Annotated in this window: 15 protein-coding genes; 11 read left to right on the top strand and 4 right to left on the bottom strand. The window is 61.3% G+C overall.

From position 1 onward, the window contains the following. The first annotated feature begins 71 nt into the window (after positions 1 to 71). From dapE to Q0V31_RS11245, 5 genes are read left to right on the top strand one after another with little or no spacing between them, the layout of a single operon-like run. On the top strand, positions 72 to 1,226 hold the full coding sequence (dapE, locus tag Q0V31_RS11265) for a succinyl-diaminopimelate desuccinylase (RefSeq protein WP_298187753.1): 1,155 nt from the start codon (positions 72 to 74) through the stop codon (positions 1,224 to 1,226). After that, entirely contained in the window at positions 1,223 to 2,029 is an 807-nt protein-coding gene (locus Q0V31_RS11260; RefSeq protein ID WP_298187751.1) for a putative RNA methyltransferase, read from the top strand. Before dapE ends, Q0V31_RS11260 begins: the two co-directional genes overlap by 4 nt. Before the next feature lie 2 nt (positions 2,030 to 2,031). Further along, entirely contained in the window at positions 2,032 to 2,403 is a 372-nt protein-coding gene (locus Q0V31_RS11255; RefSeq protein ID WP_298191047.1) for a hypothetical protein, read from the top strand. 14 nt (positions 2,404 to 2,417) lie between these two features. Continuing rightward, positions 2,418 to 3,056, top strand: coding sequence for a ribonuclease domain-containing protein (locus tag Q0V31_RS11250; RefSeq protein ID WP_298187750.1), 639 nt, complete (start codon positions 2,418 to 2,420; stop codon positions 3,054 to 3,056). Beyond that, the gene (locus Q0V31_RS11245) at positions 3,056 to 3,469 is read left to right on the top strand and encodes a barstar family protein (RefSeq protein WP_298187748.1); all 414 of its coding nucleotides are present in this window, start codon (positions 3,056 to 3,058) and stop codon (positions 3,467 to 3,469) included. The genes Q0V31_RS11250 and Q0V31_RS11245 overlap by 1 nt, the downstream gene beginning before the upstream one ends. Positions 3,470 to 3,514: 45 nt before the next feature. Here the strand turns inward: Q0V31_RS11245 and fadD1 are convergent, their stop codons facing one another. Then, positions 3,515 to 5,203 (bottom strand): long-chain-fatty-acid--CoA ligase FadD1, encoded by a 1,689-nt coding sequence (gene fadD1 / locus Q0V31_RS11240; protein ID WP_298187746.1) that lies wholly within the window; start codon positions 5,201 to 5,203, stop codon positions 3,515 to 3,517. Between the two features lie 382 nt (positions 5,204 to 5,585). Continuing rightward, entirely contained in the window at positions 5,586 to 7,274 is a 1,689-nt protein-coding gene (fadD2, locus tag Q0V31_RS11235; protein ID WP_298187745.1) for a long-chain-fatty-acid--CoA ligase FadD2, read from the bottom strand. 186 nt (positions 7,275 to 7,460) lie between these two features. Between fadD2 and Q0V31_RS11230 the strand changes: the two genes are divergently transcribed. The 4 genes from Q0V31_RS11230 (at position 7,461) to Q0V31_RS11215 (ending at position 10,286) form a co-directional block, all read left to right on the top strand. Beyond that, positions 7,461 to 8,189, top strand: coding sequence for a transporter substrate-binding domain-containing protein (locus Q0V31_RS11230; RefSeq protein WP_298187744.1), 729 nt, complete (start codon positions 7,461 to 7,463; stop codon positions 8,187 to 8,189). A 73-nt stretch (positions 8,190 to 8,262) separates the two neighbouring features. Then, entirely contained in the window at positions 8,263 to 9,225 is a 963-nt protein-coding gene (locus Q0V31_RS11225; protein WP_298187743.1) for an alpha/beta hydrolase, read from the top strand. Further along, on the top strand, positions 9,222 to 9,692 hold the full coding sequence (locus Q0V31_RS11220; protein ID WP_275961166.1) for a MaoC family dehydratase: 471 nt from the start codon (positions 9,222 to 9,224) through the stop codon (positions 9,690 to 9,692). Before Q0V31_RS11225 ends, Q0V31_RS11220 begins: the two co-directional genes overlap by 4 nt. An 87-nt stretch (positions 9,693 to 9,779) precedes the next feature. Next, complete coding sequence (locus tag Q0V31_RS11215) at positions 9,780 to 10,286, top strand: DUF1993 family protein (RefSeq protein ID WP_298191046.1); 507 nt, start codon at positions 9,780 to 9,782, stop codon at positions 10,284 to 10,286. Positions 10,287 to 10,346: 60 nt separating this feature from the next. On the opposite strand, the gene Q0V31_RS11210 is transcribed toward Q0V31_RS11215, so the two are convergent. Continuing rightward, the gene (locus Q0V31_RS11210; protein WP_298187741.1) at positions 10,347 to 11,336 is read right to left on the bottom strand and encodes an alpha/beta hydrolase; all 990 of its coding nucleotides are present in this window, start codon (positions 11,334 to 11,336) and stop codon (positions 10,347 to 10,349) included. Between the two features lie 219 nt (positions 11,337 to 11,555). Then, a complete protein-coding gene (gene metE, locus Q0V31_RS11205) occupies positions 11,556 to 13,877 on the bottom strand; it encodes a 5-methyltetrahydropteroyltriglutamate--homocysteine S-methyltransferase (RefSeq protein ID WP_298187740.1) in 2,322 nt (773 codons plus the stop codon). Positions 13,878 to 14,079: 202 nt separating this feature from the next. On the opposite strand from metE, the gene metR reads away from it, so the two are divergent. Together metR and Q0V31_RS11195 are read left to right on the top strand one after the other, a co-directional pair. Beyond that, on the top strand, positions 14,080 to 14,997 hold the full coding sequence (gene metR / locus Q0V31_RS11200) for a transcriptional regulator MetR (protein WP_298187739.1): 918 nt from the start codon (positions 14,080 to 14,082) through the stop codon (positions 14,995 to 14,997). A gap of 101 nt (positions 14,998 to 15,098) precedes the next feature. Beyond that, positions 15,099 to 16,019 (top strand): bestrophin family protein, encoded by a 921-nt coding sequence (locus tag Q0V31_RS11195; RefSeq protein WP_298187738.1) that lies wholly within the window; start codon positions 15,099 to 15,101, stop codon positions 16,017 to 16,019. The last annotated feature ends 79 nt before the right edge of the window (positions 16,020 to 16,098 follow it).

Here is a 16,098-nt window from a genome sequence, read left to right as displayed (position 1 = left end):
GACGGCGGCCAATGGCCGCCGTTTTGCTTTAAGATGGCGGCCTTTCTGCCTGACGCCGCCTTGGAGCCGCAATGACCGCCAACGCCACGCCCCTCTCCCCGACGCTGGAGCTTGCCTGCGAGCTGATCCGCCGCCCGTCCGTGACCCCGCTCGACGAAGGCTGTCAGGAACAGATGACCCGCCGCCTGGCCGCCTGCGGCTTCACCATCGAGCCGATGCGCATCGAGGAAGTGGACAATTTCTGGGCCACCCACGGCAGCAACGATGGTCCCGTACTGTGTTTTGCCGGGCATACCGATGTGGTGCCAACCGGCCCCATTCAGAGCTGGCAGCACCAGCCCTTCGATGCCCTGATTGATGAAAACGGCATGCTCTGCGGCCGTGGCGCGGCAGATATGAAAGGCAGCCTGGCGTCGATGATCATTGCCGTTGAACGCTTCGTGGCCGAGTACCCAAACCACCAGGGGCGTATCGCCTTCCTGATCACCAGCGACGAAGAAGGCCCCGCGCATCACGGCACCAAGGCCGTGGTCGAGCGCCTGCGTGAGCGTAATGAGCGCCTGGACTGGTGCATCGTCGGTGAACCGTCGAGCACCACCCTGGTCGGCGATGTGGTGAAAAACGGGCGCCGTGGCTCGCTTGGCTGCACCCTCACGGTGCGCGGCAAGCAGGGCCACGTGGCCTACCCGCACCTGGCCCGCAACCCGATCCACCTGGCCGCACCAGCGCTGGCCGAACTGGCCGCCGAACACTGGGACGAAGGCAATGCGTTCTTCCCGCCGACCAGCTTCCAGGTCTCCAACCTGAATGCCGGCACGGGCGCGACCAACGTGATTCCCGGCGAGCTGAAAGCGGTGTTCAACTTCCGGTTTTCAACCGAGTCCACAGTCGAAGGCCTGCAACAGCGGGTCGAAGCGATTCTCGGCAAACACGGCCTGGACTATCACCTGGACTGGGCACTGTCCGGCATGCCGTTCCTCACCGAACCCGGCGCGCTGCTCGACGGCGTGGCCGCCAGCATCAAAACCGTCACCGGCCGTGACACCCAGCCCTCGACCAGCGGCGGTACCTCCGACGGGCGCTTTATCGCCACCCTCGGCACCCAGGTGGTCGAGCTCGGCCCGGTCAACGCGACCATCCACCAGATTGACGAGCGCGTGCTGGCCAGTGACCTGGATGTGCTGACCGAAATCTATTATCAAACCCTAGTGAACCTGCTCGCATGAGCCTGATCTGTCCCATTTGCCAGGGCGCACTGAGCCTCGTCGACAACGGCGTGGCTTGCCCGGCCAACCATCGCTTCGACCGCGCGCGTCAGGGTTATCTGAACCTACTCCCCGTGCAGCACAAGAACAGCCGCGACCCTGGCGACAACGCCGCTATGGTCGAGGCGCGTCGACGCTTCCTCGACGGCGCTCATTACGCGCCGCTGGCCAAGCGTCTAGCCGAGTTGGCCGCTGGTTATAACCCGGCGCGCTGGCTGGATATCGGCTGCGGTGAGGGCTATTACACCCGCCAACTCGCCGATGCCCTGCCACAAGCAGAAGGCTACGCCCTGGACATCTCCCGCGAGGCGATCAAACGCGGTTGCAAGCGCGCGCCGCAGCTCGAATGGCTGGTGGCGAGCATGGCCCGCGTGCCGCTGAGTGACGCCAGCTGCCAACTGCTGGCCAGTGTATTCAGCCCGCTCGACTGGCAGGAAGCCAAACGCCTGCTCGCCCCCGGTGGCGGCCTGCTGCGCATGGGCCCGACCCGCGACCATCTGATGGAGCTGCGCCAAAGTCTGTATGACGAAGTGCGTGACTACGATGATCAGAAGCATCTGGAGCTGATCCCCGAGGGCATGCGCCTGGCCCACAGCGAAACCTTAACGTTTAACCTCCAACTGGAGAGCAGCGAAGCCCGTGCCGACCTGCTGGCCATGACCCCACACGGCTGGCGCGCCAGCGCTGAACGCCGCGCCGCGGTAATTGCCCAACCCTGTGCAGTGACCGTTGCCATCCGCTACGACTGGATCGAGAAGCTATGAGCATGCGCCAACCGGATATCGAGATTTACCTGAAAGACGCCGATCACAACGCCATCGCTGAATGGCTGAGCACTGCCCTTGGCAGCTGTACGCCCTGGCAGCAGAAAGGCCAGACCTATAAATGCTTGGCCGGCGATGTGTCGGTCACCTGGCTGCCCAAGGCGGTCGGCAAATGGCACAGCCTGTTCCTGGAAAGCGCCGCCACCCCCTGGGCCGACGACCTGGCCTGCGCCCAGGCCGCGTTCGCCGCGCTGAATGTTGAAGTGCGCTGCGCCCCGAACGGCTGGCAGGAAGAAGAAAGCGACGAGCAGGCCGACCGCTGGATGCGTATCAGCGCCGATGGCGTTGAGGAAATCACCTGGCGCACCGCTTAACCCGGAGACAGACCGTGCCGAGCGGAACCATCAGCACCTGGAATGACGCCAAAGGCTTTGGCTTTATTCAACCGAGTGACGGTAAAGAGCGGGTGTTCTTTCATATCTCGGCATTCAATCGAGCCTCGCGGCCAACCGTGGGTCTCAAGGTGTCCTATCAGCTGGTCTATGACCAGCAGAACCGCGCCAAAGCCCATAACGTCAGCGCCGAACAGAGCGCCAGGCAACGGCAAAAGAACGTCGCACGCGCCAAGGCAAAGCCCTTCGGCATTGGCCAGTTATTGATCCTCGCCAGCCTCTTGCTGGGCATGTTGCTGCTGTTCAATGGCATGGGCGGCACGCAGCTATTCCACTCGTTCGGGGGCGATAGCAGTGAACGTGTGCAGACACAGGATCGTGAACTGTCGCACACCCTGTCGCTGATCCGGCAAGGCGGGCCGTTCCCCCACAGCCAGGATGGCAGTACCTTTCACAACCGTGAACGCCTGCTGCCCAGCAAGCCCAGAGGCTACTACCGCGAATACACCGTGGCCACACCTGGCCTCAATCACCGCGGCGCCCGCCGTGTGGTAACAGGCGGGCAGCCGCCCGCAGTCTATTACTACACCGGCGACCACTACCGCAGCTTCCGCCAGATTGCCGGTGAGCCCTGATGCGTGATTTCCCAACCTTACCGAGCAGTGGCGTCTGGAGGCTCAGCGAGCGCCCGAATACAGATGCGGCGCTGGTGGGTATTCACTGCCATCCAGCGGCGGATAAAGACAGCCTCCTCGCCGCGCTTGCGCAAGCCCTGCACCTGCCGCCTGACTTCGGCATGAACTGGGACGCTGCCTGGGACTGCCTGAACGATCCACACTGGATGGCTCAGCGCGCGTTCACCTTGCAGCTGCCTGAAACATTGCCGGTTGACGAGAACGCCCTGAGCATTTTTCTGCAGCTATTCAGCGAGGCCTGCGACGCATGGCATGAGCAACAGCAGAATCTGCTGCTGCTGGTCGTGACTACACGCCAAGACCTGCCCTGTATTCAGGCGCTGGCAGAGCCGCCGCATTATCCGGCCGCCTAAAACAACTAAACCCCGCCTAGGCGGGGTTTAGTTTTAACCGGGCAGTTACTTCTTGCCCTGTTTCTTCAACTCTTCGTCACGCAGTTCGCGGCGCAGGATCTTGCCGACGTTGGTGGTCGGCAGTACGTCGCGGAACTCGACAGCCTTGGGCACCTTGTAGCCGGTGACATTGGCGCGCATGTGCTCCATGACCTGCTCTTTGGTCAGGGTTTCACCCGGTTTGACCACCACGAAGATTTTGATCGCCTCGCCCGACTTCTCATCCGGCACGCCAATCGCCGCACACTGCAGCACACCTGGCAACGCAGCCAGCACGTCTTCCAGCTCGTTCGGGTAAACGTTGAAGCCGGACACCAGAATCATGTCCTTCTTGCGGTCGACGATGCGCATGTAACCGTCTTCCTGGATCACCGCAATATCGCCGGTCTTCAGCCAGCCATCGGCATCAAGGACTTCGTCGGTGGCTTCCTGGCGCTGCCAGTAGCCCTTCATCACCTGCGGGCCTTTGACGCACAACTCGCCAATCGAACCCAGTGGCTGCTCAACGCCTTCATCGTCGATGACCTTGCAGATGGTCGACGGCACCGGGATGCCGATGGTGCCGATCTGGATATTGCTAAATGGGTTAACCGACGCCACCGGGCTGGTCTCGGTCATGCCGAAGCCTTCGCAGATGGCACAACCGGTGACCTGCTTCCAGCGCTCGGCGGTGGCCAGTTGCAGCGCCATACCGCCGGAGAAGGTGGCCTTCAGGGTGGAGAAGTCGAGCTTACGGAAGTCCTCGTTGTTGCACAGGGCAACGAACAGGGTATTGAGGCCGACAAAACCGGTGAATTTGTACTTGGCCAGGTCTTTGGTCATCGCGGGCAGATCACGCGGGTTGGTGATCAGCACGTTGTGCCCACCAATCAACATCATGGCCATGCAATGGAAGGTGAACGCGTAGATATGGTACAGCGGCAATGGCGCGATCAGTACCTCACTGCCTTCTTGCATTTCCGCGCCCATCAGGGCTTTGACCTGCAGCATATTGGCGATCAGGTTGCGGTGGGTCAGCATCGCGCCCTTGGCTACACCAGTGGTACCACCGGTGTATTGCAGCACAGCGATTTCGCCATTCGCCGGTGCGGCGTCTTTAGCGGCCAGGCCACGGCCTTTAGCCATGGCAGCGGTGAACTTGATGGCGCGCGGCAGGTTGTAGGCCGGCACCATTTTTTTCACATGCTTGACCACAGTGTTAACCAGCAGGCGCTTGAGCGGCGACAACATGTCGCCAACTTCGGTAATGATCAGCGTCTTGATCCCGGTTTTCGGCAGTACCTGCTCAACCAGATGGGCCATGTTGGCCAGGCTGACCAGCGCCTTGGCGCCGGAGTCGTTGAACTGGTGCTCCAACTCACGTGCGGTGTACAGCGGGTTGGTATTGACCACCACCAGGCCGGCGCGCAGTGCGCCGAAGACCACAACCGGGTACTGCAGTACGTTGGGCAGTTGCACGGCGATACGGTCGCCGGGCTGCAGGTCGGTGTTGTGTTGCAAGTAGGCGGCAAACACGCCCGACAACTCGTACAGCTCACCGTAGGTAATGGTTTTACCCATATTGCTGAAAGCTGGCTTGTCGGCGAAACGCTGGCAGGACTCTTTCAGTACCGCCTGGATATTCGGGTACTGGTCAGGATTGATTTCGGCAGCAATCCCAACGGGATACTTATCCTTCCAAAAGTTTTCGGTCATGGAAGCCCACTCCTCAGCAACAGCTTGATCTTCACCGCGCATAGACGGCTGTTTATTGTAGATTCGCGTGTTTTCTAACGACTTTAACGGCGAAAAATTGCCGGGAGCAATTTTTGACGTCGCGCAGCGACGCGCCCACAAGGGTGATCGCCCTAGCTGGCGGGTCCCCAAAAGCCGACCGAGAGTAGCAGCTTTGCCAAACAGCGACCAGCACCAATACGTGCCGCAGCAGTCACTAAAATGACTGACAGGCAGGATTTAGTCACGCTCGTAATATCGCCAGAACAGGCGAGCTACAGGCTTTACAGAGGGGTTTTGCCGTTTTATCGCCAGCCCGTCACGGCTGGCGATCGCTGCACAGGCGGCAGCACGGCAATGACTATCAGGCGATATCGCGCAGCTCGCGACGGAGGATTTTGCCCACCGGGGTCATCGGTAACGAATCACGGAAGACGATCTGCTTGGGCACCTTGTAACCGGTGAAGTTTTCCTTGCAGTAAGCCTTCAGCGCCTCAGTACTTAGGCTGCTATCGCGGGGCACTACGAACAACTTGACCGCCTCGCCAGACTTCTCGTCCGGCACACCGATGGCCGCACAGCTGACCACTTGCGGGTGGGCCATCACCACGTCTTCGATTTCGTTGGGGTAAACGTTGAACCCCGAGACGATGATCATGTCCTTCTTGCGGTCGACAATACGCACGAAGCCGTCCGGGTCGATCACCGCCACGTCACCACTCTTGAACCAGCCATCGGCGCCCAGTACCTCGGCGGTGGCTTCTGCGCGATTCCAGTAGCCCTTCATCACCTGCGGGCCTTTGATACACAACTCGCCACGCTCACCCAGCGGCTGCTCAACGCCGTCATCATCGACCACCTTGAACGCGGTACCCGGCACTGGAACGCCGACAGTGCCCAGGCGCACCTTGTTGCCGTAAGCGTTGGTGCTGGCCACCGGAGAGGTTTCAGTCAGGCCATAGCCTTCAGTCACCGGGCAGCCGGTCATGGCCTGCCAACGCTCGGCAGTGGCTTTAACCAATGCAGTGCCACCGGAGTTGGTCAGTTTGAAATGGGAGAAATCGAGGTTCTTGAACTCTGGGTGATCCATCAGTGCCACGAACAGGGTGTTGAGACCCAGCAGCGCAGAGAACTGCCACTTGCCCAGCTCCTTGACGAAGCCTGGGATGTCCCGTGGATTGGTGATCAACACGTTGTGATTGCCGTTGACCATCATGCACATGCAATTCGCGGTGAAGGCATAGATATGGTAGAGCGGCAGCGGCGCGATCATGATTTCCTGGCCCTGCTTCATCAGCGGGGTGCCATCGTCGCCCAGCTGTGACAGGCAGGCATCGACCTGCAGCATGTTGGCCACCAGGTTACCGTGGGTGAGCATCGCCCCCTTGGCCACGCCCGTGGTGCCGCCGGTGTATTGCAGCACGGCGATATCGTCCTGGCCGACCTTGACCGGTTTCAACGCATGGCCCTGGCCCTGCTTGAGTACATCCTTGAACCCCACCGCCTGCGGCAGGTGGTAAGCCGGGACCATCTTCTTGACCTTCTTCACCACTGCGTTGACCAGCCAGCCCTTCAGGCTCGGCAGCAGGTCGCCCATTTTGGCTTCGATAAGGTAGTCAATCTCGGTATCTGGCAGCACGTCCTGCACCAGCTTGCCGAACATATTCAAATACACCAGCGCGCGGACCCCGGCATCCTTGAACTGATGGCGCATCTCACGGGCGGTGTACAGCGGATTGGTGTTGACTACAATCAGCCCCGCACGCATCGCGCCGAACACGGCAATCGGGTACTGCAGCACGTTAGGCATCTGCACCGCGATACGCTCGCCCGGCTGCAAGTCCGTGTGCTTTTGCAGGTAGGCGGCAAACGCCGCCGAAAGTCGATCCAGCTCGGCATAGGTCAGCGTTACGCCCATGTTGCTGAAAGCAGGGCGGTCGGCGAATTTCTTACAGGAGCGCTCGAACACCTCGATCACCGACTTATAAGCCCCCATGTCGATGTCATTGGGTACACCGGCCGGGCGTTTGTCGCTCCAGAAATCAGGCTGCATTATTTTTATCCTCTTGCCCTGAGATGATCCTATCCGCGCTGCGGAGTTGGCTGAAAAGTAACAGCTAACTCCAGGCAGGCAAATAGCCTGGCGGCGTCATTGATGCACTGAATCTTGCCGCTCCTTGTGGAACTATCCTGGGGTGCCACGTATAACCGCTCCGTTCATAAACCATTATGGTTCGCCATGGCTTTTATTCTGCTCACGCTGGCCTTACTGACGCTGCTCGTGCAGCCGGCCCACGCCGAGTCGCACCTGCGTATGGCCACGTTGGAATACCCGCCGTACAGCTCTCAATACTTGACCAATGGCGGCAGCATCATCGCCCTGACCCGCCGCGCTTTTGCCGTACGCGGGCATTCAGTGCAAATCGACTTTATGCCCTGGGCGCGGGTGCGCTTGGCCTTGCGCAACCGCAGCTACCACGGTGCACTGGGCCTGTGGCCGCAAGAGATTAAGGAGGAAGGACTCCGCGCCTCGCGTCCGCTGTTTTATAGCGAGCTGGGCATATTTATACGTAATGACTACCCACTGCAGTTCACCGTGTTAAAGGAGCTGCACGGGCGAACCCTGGGCACCGTGCGCGGTTACGGCTACCCGCAGCACATTCTCGATGCCGGCCTGACCCTCGAAGAGGCCGTGAGTGACATCAGCAACCTGCGCAAACTCAATGCCCGACGCTTCGACATGGTGCTGCTCGAACACATAGTTGGTAATCACCTGATCAACAACGATCAACAACTGCGCGGCAAACTACGCTGGCACGGCAACGTACTCGAGCGGGTGCCCCTATTCGTCGGCTTTGTCCCGCCAACGCCTGGCGAGCCAGACTGGAGCAAGGTGTTTGAGCAGGGCCTGCGCGACCTGCATAGCAGTGGCGAATACATGCAGATTCTGCGCGAACACAACCGCTGAACCCAGCACAGGCTTTGCGCCATGCCGCGCGGGGTGCACAATGCCCCGATTATGCTGGCTTAAGGGATACGCCATGCTCCACCAAGCGTTCTGGCTCAATTGCACTGATGCCGCGCCCCTCTACGTAAACCGCTGGCACAGCGAGCAACCGCCCAAGGCACTGTTGATGATCGCCCATGGCATGGCCGAGCACAGTGGGCGCTATGCCCGTCTGGCTGCAGCGCTGGTGGCGCAAGGCTTCGAGGTCTATGCGCACGACCAGCGCGGGCATGGCAAAACCGCCGAACATGGCCTGCTCGGCCACTATGCCGACAGCCATGGCTGGAGTCTGGTGGTCAACGACCTGGCCAACCTCAACCACCATATGCGCCAGAGCCACCCGCAGACGCCGATTTTCCTCCTCGGCCACAGCATGGGCAGCTATATCAGCCAGGCCTACCTGATGCAGCACAGCTGCAGCCTGCAGGGCGCGATTCTCTCCGGCTCCAACTACCAGCCCGTGGCGCTGTACCGCGCCGGCCAGTGGCTGGCGCGCTTCGAGCGCTGGCGGCAAGGCCCGCAGGGCTATAGCGCCCTGCTTGAGTTCGTTTCGTTCGGCTCGTTCAACAAGGCCTTCAAGCCCAACCGCAGCAGCTTCGACTGGCTGAGCCGCGATCCGCTGGAAGTCGACAAATACGTCGACGACCGATTGTGCGGTTTTCGCTGCAGCAATCAGCTGTGGATCGACTTGCTCGGCGGCCTGCAACAGATCACCCCACTGCACAGTCTCGCGCAGATCGACAACCACCTGCCGCTGCTGGTAATTGGCGGGGCCTGTGACCCGGTCAGCGACGGCCACCGTCAACAAGACTTAGGCAATGCCCTGCTCGCCGCCGGCAACGCGCATGTACAGGTAAAAATCTACCCGGATGCCCGTCACGAACTGCTCAACGAGAGCAATCGCGACGAGGTGACCAGCGACATCATCGACTGGCTGCACCAGGCCCTCAGCCAACCGCGCCAGCCCAACCAACAGAACCAAGAGAGTCATCCATGAGCCAAAGCAGCAACACGCCCTACGACGTTCTCGAAGTTGGCCAGACCGCCAGCTACAGCAAGACCGTCAGCGAACGCGACATCCAGCTGTTTGCCGAAGTTTCCGGCGACCACAACCCGGTGCACCTGGACGCCGAATACGCGGCCACCACCATGTTCAAGGAGCGTATCGCCCACGGTATGTTCAGCGGTGCGCTGATCAGCGCGGCGGTGGCCTGCGAACTGCCTGGCCCCGGCACCATCTATATCGGCCAGAGCATGCGCTTTACCGCCCCGGTAAAACTCGGCGACACCCTGACCGTGCGCCTGGAAATTCTCGAAAAACTGCCTAAGTTCCGCGTGCGCGTGGCCACCCGCGTGTTTAACCAGAACGATGAACTGGTGGTAGACGGCGAAGCCGAGATCCTCGCCCCGCGCAAAGCGCAGACCGTTGAGCTGACCAAACTGCCGCCCATCACCATCGGCTAAGCTTGACGCCTCAGGTCACTGCCTCTGGCGGTGGCCTCCCCCACTACGCACTCATGCCCGGAGCAACCCGTTTCGGCGCTTCTGGAGATTTCCATGTCCATGTACCAAACATCCATCCCGGTCTTCACCCGTCAACTGACCAACCTGTCGACCATCCTCGGCATCGCTGCGGCCCACGCCGAAGAGAAGAAGATCGAGCAGAGTGTGTTCCTTAATGCGCGTCTGGCCCCGGATATGTTCCCCCTGAGCCGCCAGGTGCAGATCGCCTGCGACGGCGTCAAAGCGGGCGCGGCGCTGCTGGCTGAAGTTGACGCGCCGAGCCATGCCGACGACGAAACCAGCTTCGCCGAACTGCAGGCGCGTATCGCCAAGACCCTGACCTTCCTGCAGAGCCTGAACGCCGCGCAGATCGACGGCAGCGAAACCCGCACCATCACCCTCAAGCGCCGCGACAAGGAAACCCACTTCCAGGGCCAGGCCTTCCTGCTTGATCACGTACTACCGAACTTCTACTTCCACCTCACCACCGCCTACGCCATCCTGCGTCATAACGGCGTGGCCATCGGCAAGCGCGACTTCCTCGGCACTCGCTGAGTGCTCCAAGCAGCGGCCGGTTTGACCGGCTGCTGGCTCCGTTTTAAATCAGTTAGATCATTACAGCTGTGCCCACTGCCCATCCTGGCGATGCGCCTGTAAGTGCGGCAACACCGCCGCCAGCAACGGCTCCTTGAACGCCTCCTGAAAGCGATGGGCCAGCCCCGGAATCAGCTTCAACTCACTGCCTTTGATATGCGCCGCCACATGCACGCCGTGCATCACCGGCAGCAACGGATCGGCAGTGCCATGCACCACCAGGGTCGGCACCCGTAGACGATTAAGCAGTTCAACCCGACTCGGCTCGGCCAATATCGCCAACAGTTGGCGTTGCACACCTTCGGGGTTGAAGGCGCGGTCGTAAGCCAGTTCTGCCTGCTGCAACAACAGTTCACGGTCATCGCTGACGGTCGGGCTGCCCAACGCGGCCAACAGATCAGCCTGCTGCTCCAATGCCACCGCGCGGTTAGGCGCTTCACGCTTGGCCAGCAATGCCAACAGCGAGTCACTCGGTGCCGGCAAGCCTTGGGCGCCAGAGCTGGTCATGATCAAGGTCAGGCTCTGCACCCGCTCAGGCGCTATAGCCGCCAGATGCTGAGCAATCATCCCGCCCATGCTCGCCCCCAACACATGGAATTGCTTTACGCTCAGACTATCCATCAGCCCCAAGGCATCGCCGGCCATGTCACGCAAACCATAAGGTGCGCTCACCGACAGGCCCAGGCGATACCGCAGCGCTTCGTAGGTCAGATTGATCGACGGCGCGGCCTGCGCCCAGGTGCTCAACCCCACATCACGATTATCAAAACGAATGACGCGAAAGCCTTGCTCGCACAGGCGCGCGACCACTTCATCGGGCCAGTGAATCAGTTGCCCGCCCAGGCCCATTACCAGCAGCAGCGCCGGGTCACTGGCGCGGCCGATGCTCTGGTATGCCAGACGCACCTCGCCCAGCTCGGCCATTTCAGCCGGCACCTGAACATCACAACGTTGGGCTGCAAAAGCAGGCACGCCGCACAACAGCGCAGCGAGAAGAATAAGTACACGCATAACATCACCACATCGCAGGACAGCGAAACGCAGCCCCCCATTAAGGCGCGAGTGTGGTGAAAGTTGTTCGCACGCGCTGCCACAAAACCGTGACAGTTTGATGAAGGAAGACGAGCGGTTGCCTAGCAACTACAAAAACTACAGAAACTCGCGGCTAAAGCCCCTCCCACAGACGCAACAGGCTCCGTGGGAGGGGCTTTAGCCGCGACAGAACAGCAGTCAGGCCAGTTCAGTACGCAGCTGACGGGCCGCCGCGACCATATTGACCAACGCCGCTTCGGTTTCCGGCCAGGCGCGGGTTTTCAGGCCGCAGTCCGGATTGACCCACAAGCGCTCAACGGGGATGCGTTGCGCGGCCTTACGCAGCAGCGTGGTCATCTCGGCCGTGTCCGGCACGCGTGGCGAGTGAATGTCGTAGACCCCGGGGCCGATATCATTGGGGTAAGCAAACGCCTCGAAGGCCTGCAACAACTGCATGTCTGAGCGCGAAGTTTCGATGGTGATCACGTCGGCATCCATGGCGGCGATGGACTCGATCACAGCGTTGAACTCGCTGTAGCACATGTGCGTGTGGATCTGCGTCTCGTCGCGCACGCCCGAAACGCACAGACGGAAAGCGTCGGTGGCCCAATCCAGATAGGCCTGCCACTGCGCCTGTCGCAACGGTAGCCCTTCGCGGAACGCCGCTTCGTCGACCTGGATAATCTTGATCCCGGCCGCTTCCAGATCCAGCACTTCGTCACGAATCGCCAGGGCCAACTGGCGCGCCTGTTGCTCGCGGGAAATGTCGTCACGCGGGAACGACCACATCAGCATGGTCACCGGGCCGGTGAGCATGCCCTTCATCGCCTTGCTGGTCAGCCCTTGGGCATAACCAATCCACTCCACGGTCATCGCCTGCGGGCGGCTCAAATCGCCGAAAATCACCGCCGGCTTGACGCAACGCGAGCCGTAACTCTGCACCCAGCCGAAGCGGGTAAAGGCATAGCCATCGAGTTGCTCGGCGAAGTACTCGACCATGTCATTACGCTCGGCCTCACCGTGCACCAGCACATCCAGGCCGAGGTTTTCCTGCACCTCAACTGCGTGGCGAATCTCGCTGTGCATGGCTTCGGTGTAGTCGGCCAGCGACAGCTTGCCGGCCTTGAACGACTGCCGCGCCAAGCGAATTGCAGCGGTCTGCGGAAACGAGCCAATGGTGGTCGTGGGGAAGACGGGCAGTTGCAAGCGCGCACGTTGCTGCTCGATACGCTGAGCAAACGGCGACTGACGCTGACTGTCGGCGGCACTAATGGCCGCCAGACGCGCCTGCACCGCCGGCTTGTGAATACGCGGCGACTGCGCACGGCTGGCCTGCACGGCGCGGCTCTCGGCCAGGGCAGTTTGCACCGCGGTGTTCTGCGGGTCATTCAGGGCCGCGGTCAGCAGCGCGACTTCCGCGCACTTTTGTACGGCAAAGGCCAGCCAGCTTTTCAGCTCATCATCCAGCTGCTCTTCACGGCTCAGGTCGACCGGGCTGTGCAGCAGCGAGCAACTCGGTGCTACCCACAAACGCTCGCCCAAACGCTCCTGAGCCTGTTGCAGAATGGCCAGCGTGCTGTCTAGATCGGTGCGCCAGATGTTGCGCCCGTCCACCACACCGAGCGACAACACCTTGTAGGCCGGCAAGCGGTCGAGAATGCTGGGGAACTGCTCCGGCGCGCGCACCAGATCGATATGCAGGCCATCCACCGGCAGGCTGGCGGCCAGACCGAGGTTGTCTTCCAGGCCGCCAAAGTAGGTGGCGATCAACTTTTTACCGGGCTCGCGCTGGAGAATGTTGTAGCTACGCTCGAACGCGTTCTTCCAATCTTGTGGCAGGTCCAGGGCCAGAATCGGCTCGTCAATCTGCACCCACTCCACGCCCTGCGTCGCCAGGCGCTGAAGAATCTCGCCGTAAACCGGCAGCAGCCGCTCAAGCAGATCCAGGCGATCGAACGCCTCGCCCTTGGCCTTGCCCAGCCACAGGTAGGTCAGCGGGCCGATGAGCACCGGCTTAACGCTATGCCCCAGGCTATGGGCTTCGGCCACCTCCTCAAACAACTGCTCCCAGCTCAGCTGGAACTGCTGATCGGCGCTGAATTCCGGGACCAGATAGTGATAGTTGGTGTCGAACCACTTGGTGAGCTCTTGGGCAGACGCGGGTTGCGCATGGGCTGCGCCGCAACAGGCGTTCTGGCTGTTGTTGTTTGCAGAAACCCCACGCGCCATAGCGAACAGCGTGTCCAGGCTCGGCTTGGCGTTGTGCGGCCGGAAGCGCTCGGGGATCACGCCAAAGCTCAGCGAGTGAGTCAGCACCTGGTCGTACCAGGCGAAGTCGCCGACCGGCAGCAGGTCGATACCGGCGTCCTTCTGCACCTGCCAATGGGCGGCGCGCAGTGTGCGGCCCACCGCCTGCAAACCGGCTTCATCCAGCTCGCCTTTCCAGTAGGCCTCCAGGGCTTTTTTCAGCTCACGGTCGCGACCAATACGCGGAAAACCCAGGGAATGGGACAAGGCCATGTCAGAACGCTCCATCGAATCAATAAGATAGGGCTATTCTCGGCACTCACTCCACGTGAGACAAACTCAACCTATTCGTCTTGATCTACAGTTTTATTCATGTAGGGTGAGTGACGTTTCGCCCATCCACCACCCCCGGCCTGCCAATGCTGGGTGAATACAGCGTCAACCACCCTACGCCCTCTTCTCCCCCGAGGTTTCAATGCTCGAATTGCGCCACCTGAAAACCCTGCATGCCCTACGCGAAAGCGAAAGCCTGGTGGATGCCGCCGAGCGCCTGCACCTGACCCAGTCGGCACTGTCGCACCAGTTCAAGGAGTTGGAAGAGCGCCTGAGCATGCAGCTGTTTGTGCGCAAAACCAAGCCGGTACGCTTTACCAGCGCCGGCCTGCGCCTGCTGCAACTGTCGGATACGGTATTGCCGCTGTTGCGCGGCGCTGAGCGCGATCTGGCGCGCCTGGCCGGCGGTACAGCTGGCCGCCTGCACATGGCCATCGAATGCCACAGCTGCTTCCAGTGGCTGATGCCGACCATCGACCAGTTCCGCGATGCCTGGCCGGAAGTGGAATTGGACCTGGCCTCGGGTTTCTCCTTCGCTCCGCTGCCGGCTCTGGCCCGCGGTGACCTGGATCTGGTAGTGACCAGCGACCCACTGGAGCTGGCCGGCATCACCTATGTCCCGCTGTTCACCTACGAGGCCATGCTCGCGGTGGCCAACCAGCACCCGCTGGCGAGCAAACCGTGCATCAAGCCAGAAGACCTGGCCAGCGAAACCCTGATCACCTACCCGGTGGAGCGTGATCGCCTGGACATTTTCACCCGCTTCCTTGAGCCCGCCGATGTTGAGCCGGCGCAGGTGCGCACCTCGGAGCTGACGGTGATGATGATGCAGCTGGTGGCCAGCGGCCGTGGCGTGTGCGGCCTGCCCAACTGGGCGCTGCACGAGTACAGTTCGCGCGGCTATGTAACGGCCAAGCGCCTGGGCGATAAAGGCCTGTTCGCCACCCTGTACGCCGGCATCCGCACCGACATGCTCGACGCGCCCTTTATGCGCGATTTTCTGCTGACCGCCAAAGACACCTCCTTCGCCAACCTGGAAGGCGTCAGCGTGGCGCGCTAAAAAGCCTGCCACATCAGCTCAACGCGCTAGGCAGAGGCTGGGCAGCGGCGCATAATCCGCGCCGCTCAAGCCCTCCCCCGATCCCTGGATGCACTGCCGTCATGATCGTTCGCCCGCGCCCCAGTGCGCTGCACCTGTTCTTCGTTCGCCGTGGTTCAATCTTCCCGCATATCGCCTCCAAGCTGCTGAGCATCACGCTGCTGTCCTGCGTGGTGGTGGGGCTCTATGAGTACGGCTGGATGCAGTGGCTTAGCCACGTCAGTGCCCCACCCTTTTCGCTGTTGGGGCTGGCCCTCTCGGTCTTTCTCGGCTTTCGCAACAGCGCCTGTTATGACCGCTGGTGGGAAGCGCGCAAGCAGTGGGGCGAGCTGATTATCCAAGCCCGCGGCCTGGCCCGCGAAAGCCAGGCATTGCTGGCCGGTGACGACAATGCGCGCTTGCGCCGCCTGGCCATCGAACGCTGCATTGCCTTTGCCCATGCCCTGGCCGCCCATCTGCGCGGCCAGGATGCGCCGGCGGCCTGTGCGGCATGGGTCAGCCCGGACGAACTGGCAGCCCTGCGCCAACGGCGCAACGTGCCAGATACCCTGCTCAACTGGATCAATCAGGATCTGGCGCAATGCGTGCGTGAACGCCGTCTTAGCGATGTGCTCTATCGCGGCCTGGAACAACGCCTGGACACCCTCGCCGCCAGCCAGGCCATTTGCGAACGCATCAAAAGCACCCCGACACCGTTCGCCTACACCTTGCTGCTGCACCGCACGGCCTGGTTGTTCTGCATGCTGCTGCCGTTTGGTTTGGTCAGCTCACTGGAAATGCTGACGCCGGTTCTGGTGACGATTATTGCCTACACCTTCTTCGGCCTCGATGCGCTGGGCGACGAGCTGGAGGAACCCTTCGGCCTGTCGGACAACGACTTGCCCCTGAGCGCCATGGTTCGCGGCATTGAGATCGACTTGCTGGAAACCCTTGGCGATACCCTGCCCGAACCCCTGCAACCGCAAGGCTACGTTTTGCAGTAAATAGCACTGCTGCTTTGCTGTGCTCAGCACTCAAAAGGGGCAGCGCGAAACCGCTGAAGGTGACCTTCAGCGGTTTCGC

This window comes from uncultured Pseudomonas sp., assembly GCF_943846705.1.
Taxonomy (GTDB): Bacteria; Pseudomonadota; Gammaproteobacteria; order Pseudomonadales; family Pseudomonadaceae; genus Aquipseudomonas.
The sequence above is the reverse complement of the archived record's forward strand: the minus strand, read 5'-3'. Positions and strand labels throughout refer to the sequence as shown.

Excerpts from the sequence above, each read along its gene's own strand:
- dapE (WP_298187753.1), top strand. The coding sequence starts at position 72 with ATGACCGCCAACGCCACGCCCCTCTCCCCGACGCTGGAGCTTGCCTGC.
- Q0V31_RS11260 (WP_298187751.1), top strand. The coding sequence starts at position 1,223 with ATGAGCCTGATCTGTCCCATTTGCCAGGGCGCACTGAGCCTCGTCGAC.
- Q0V31_RS11255 (WP_298191047.1), top strand. The coding sequence starts at position 2,032 with ATGCGCCAACCGGATATCGAGATTTACCTGAAAGACGCCGATCACAAC.
- Q0V31_RS11245 (WP_298187748.1), top strand. The coding sequence starts at position 3,056 with ATGCGTGATTTCCCAACCTTACCGAGCAGTGGCGTCTGGAGGCTCAGC.
- fadD1 (WP_298187746.1), bottom strand. The coding sequence starts at position 5,203 with ATGACCGAAAACTTTTGGAAGGATAAGTATCCCGTTGGGATTGCTGCC.
- fadD2 (WP_298187745.1), bottom strand. The coding sequence starts at position 7,274 with ATGCAGCCTGATTTCTGGAGCGACAAACGCCCGGCCGGTGTACCCAAT.
- Q0V31_RS11230 (WP_298187744.1), top strand. The coding sequence starts at position 7,461 with ATGGCTTTTATTCTGCTCACGCTGGCCTTACTGACGCTGCTCGTGCAG.
- Q0V31_RS11225 (WP_298187743.1), top strand. The coding sequence starts at position 8,263 with ATGCTCCACCAAGCGTTCTGGCTCAATTGCACTGATGCCGCGCCCCTC.
- Q0V31_RS11220 (WP_275961166.1), top strand. The coding sequence starts at position 9,222 with ATGAGCCAAAGCAGCAACACGCCCTACGACGTTCTCGAAGTTGGCCAG.
- Q0V31_RS11210 (WP_298187741.1), bottom strand. The coding sequence starts at position 11,336 with ATGCGTGTACTTATTCTTCTCGCTGCGCTGTTGTGCGGCGTGCCTGCT.
- metE (WP_298187740.1), bottom strand. The coding sequence starts at position 13,877 with ATGGCCTTGTCCCATTCCCTGGGTTTTCCGCGTATTGGTCGCGACCGT.
- metR (WP_298187739.1), top strand. The coding sequence starts at position 14,080 with ATGCTCGAATTGCGCCACCTGAAAACCCTGCATGCCCTACGCGAAAGC.
- Q0V31_RS11195 (WP_298187738.1), top strand. The coding sequence starts at position 15,099 with ATGATCGTTCGCCCGCGCCCCAGTGCGCTGCACCTGTTCTTCGTTCGC.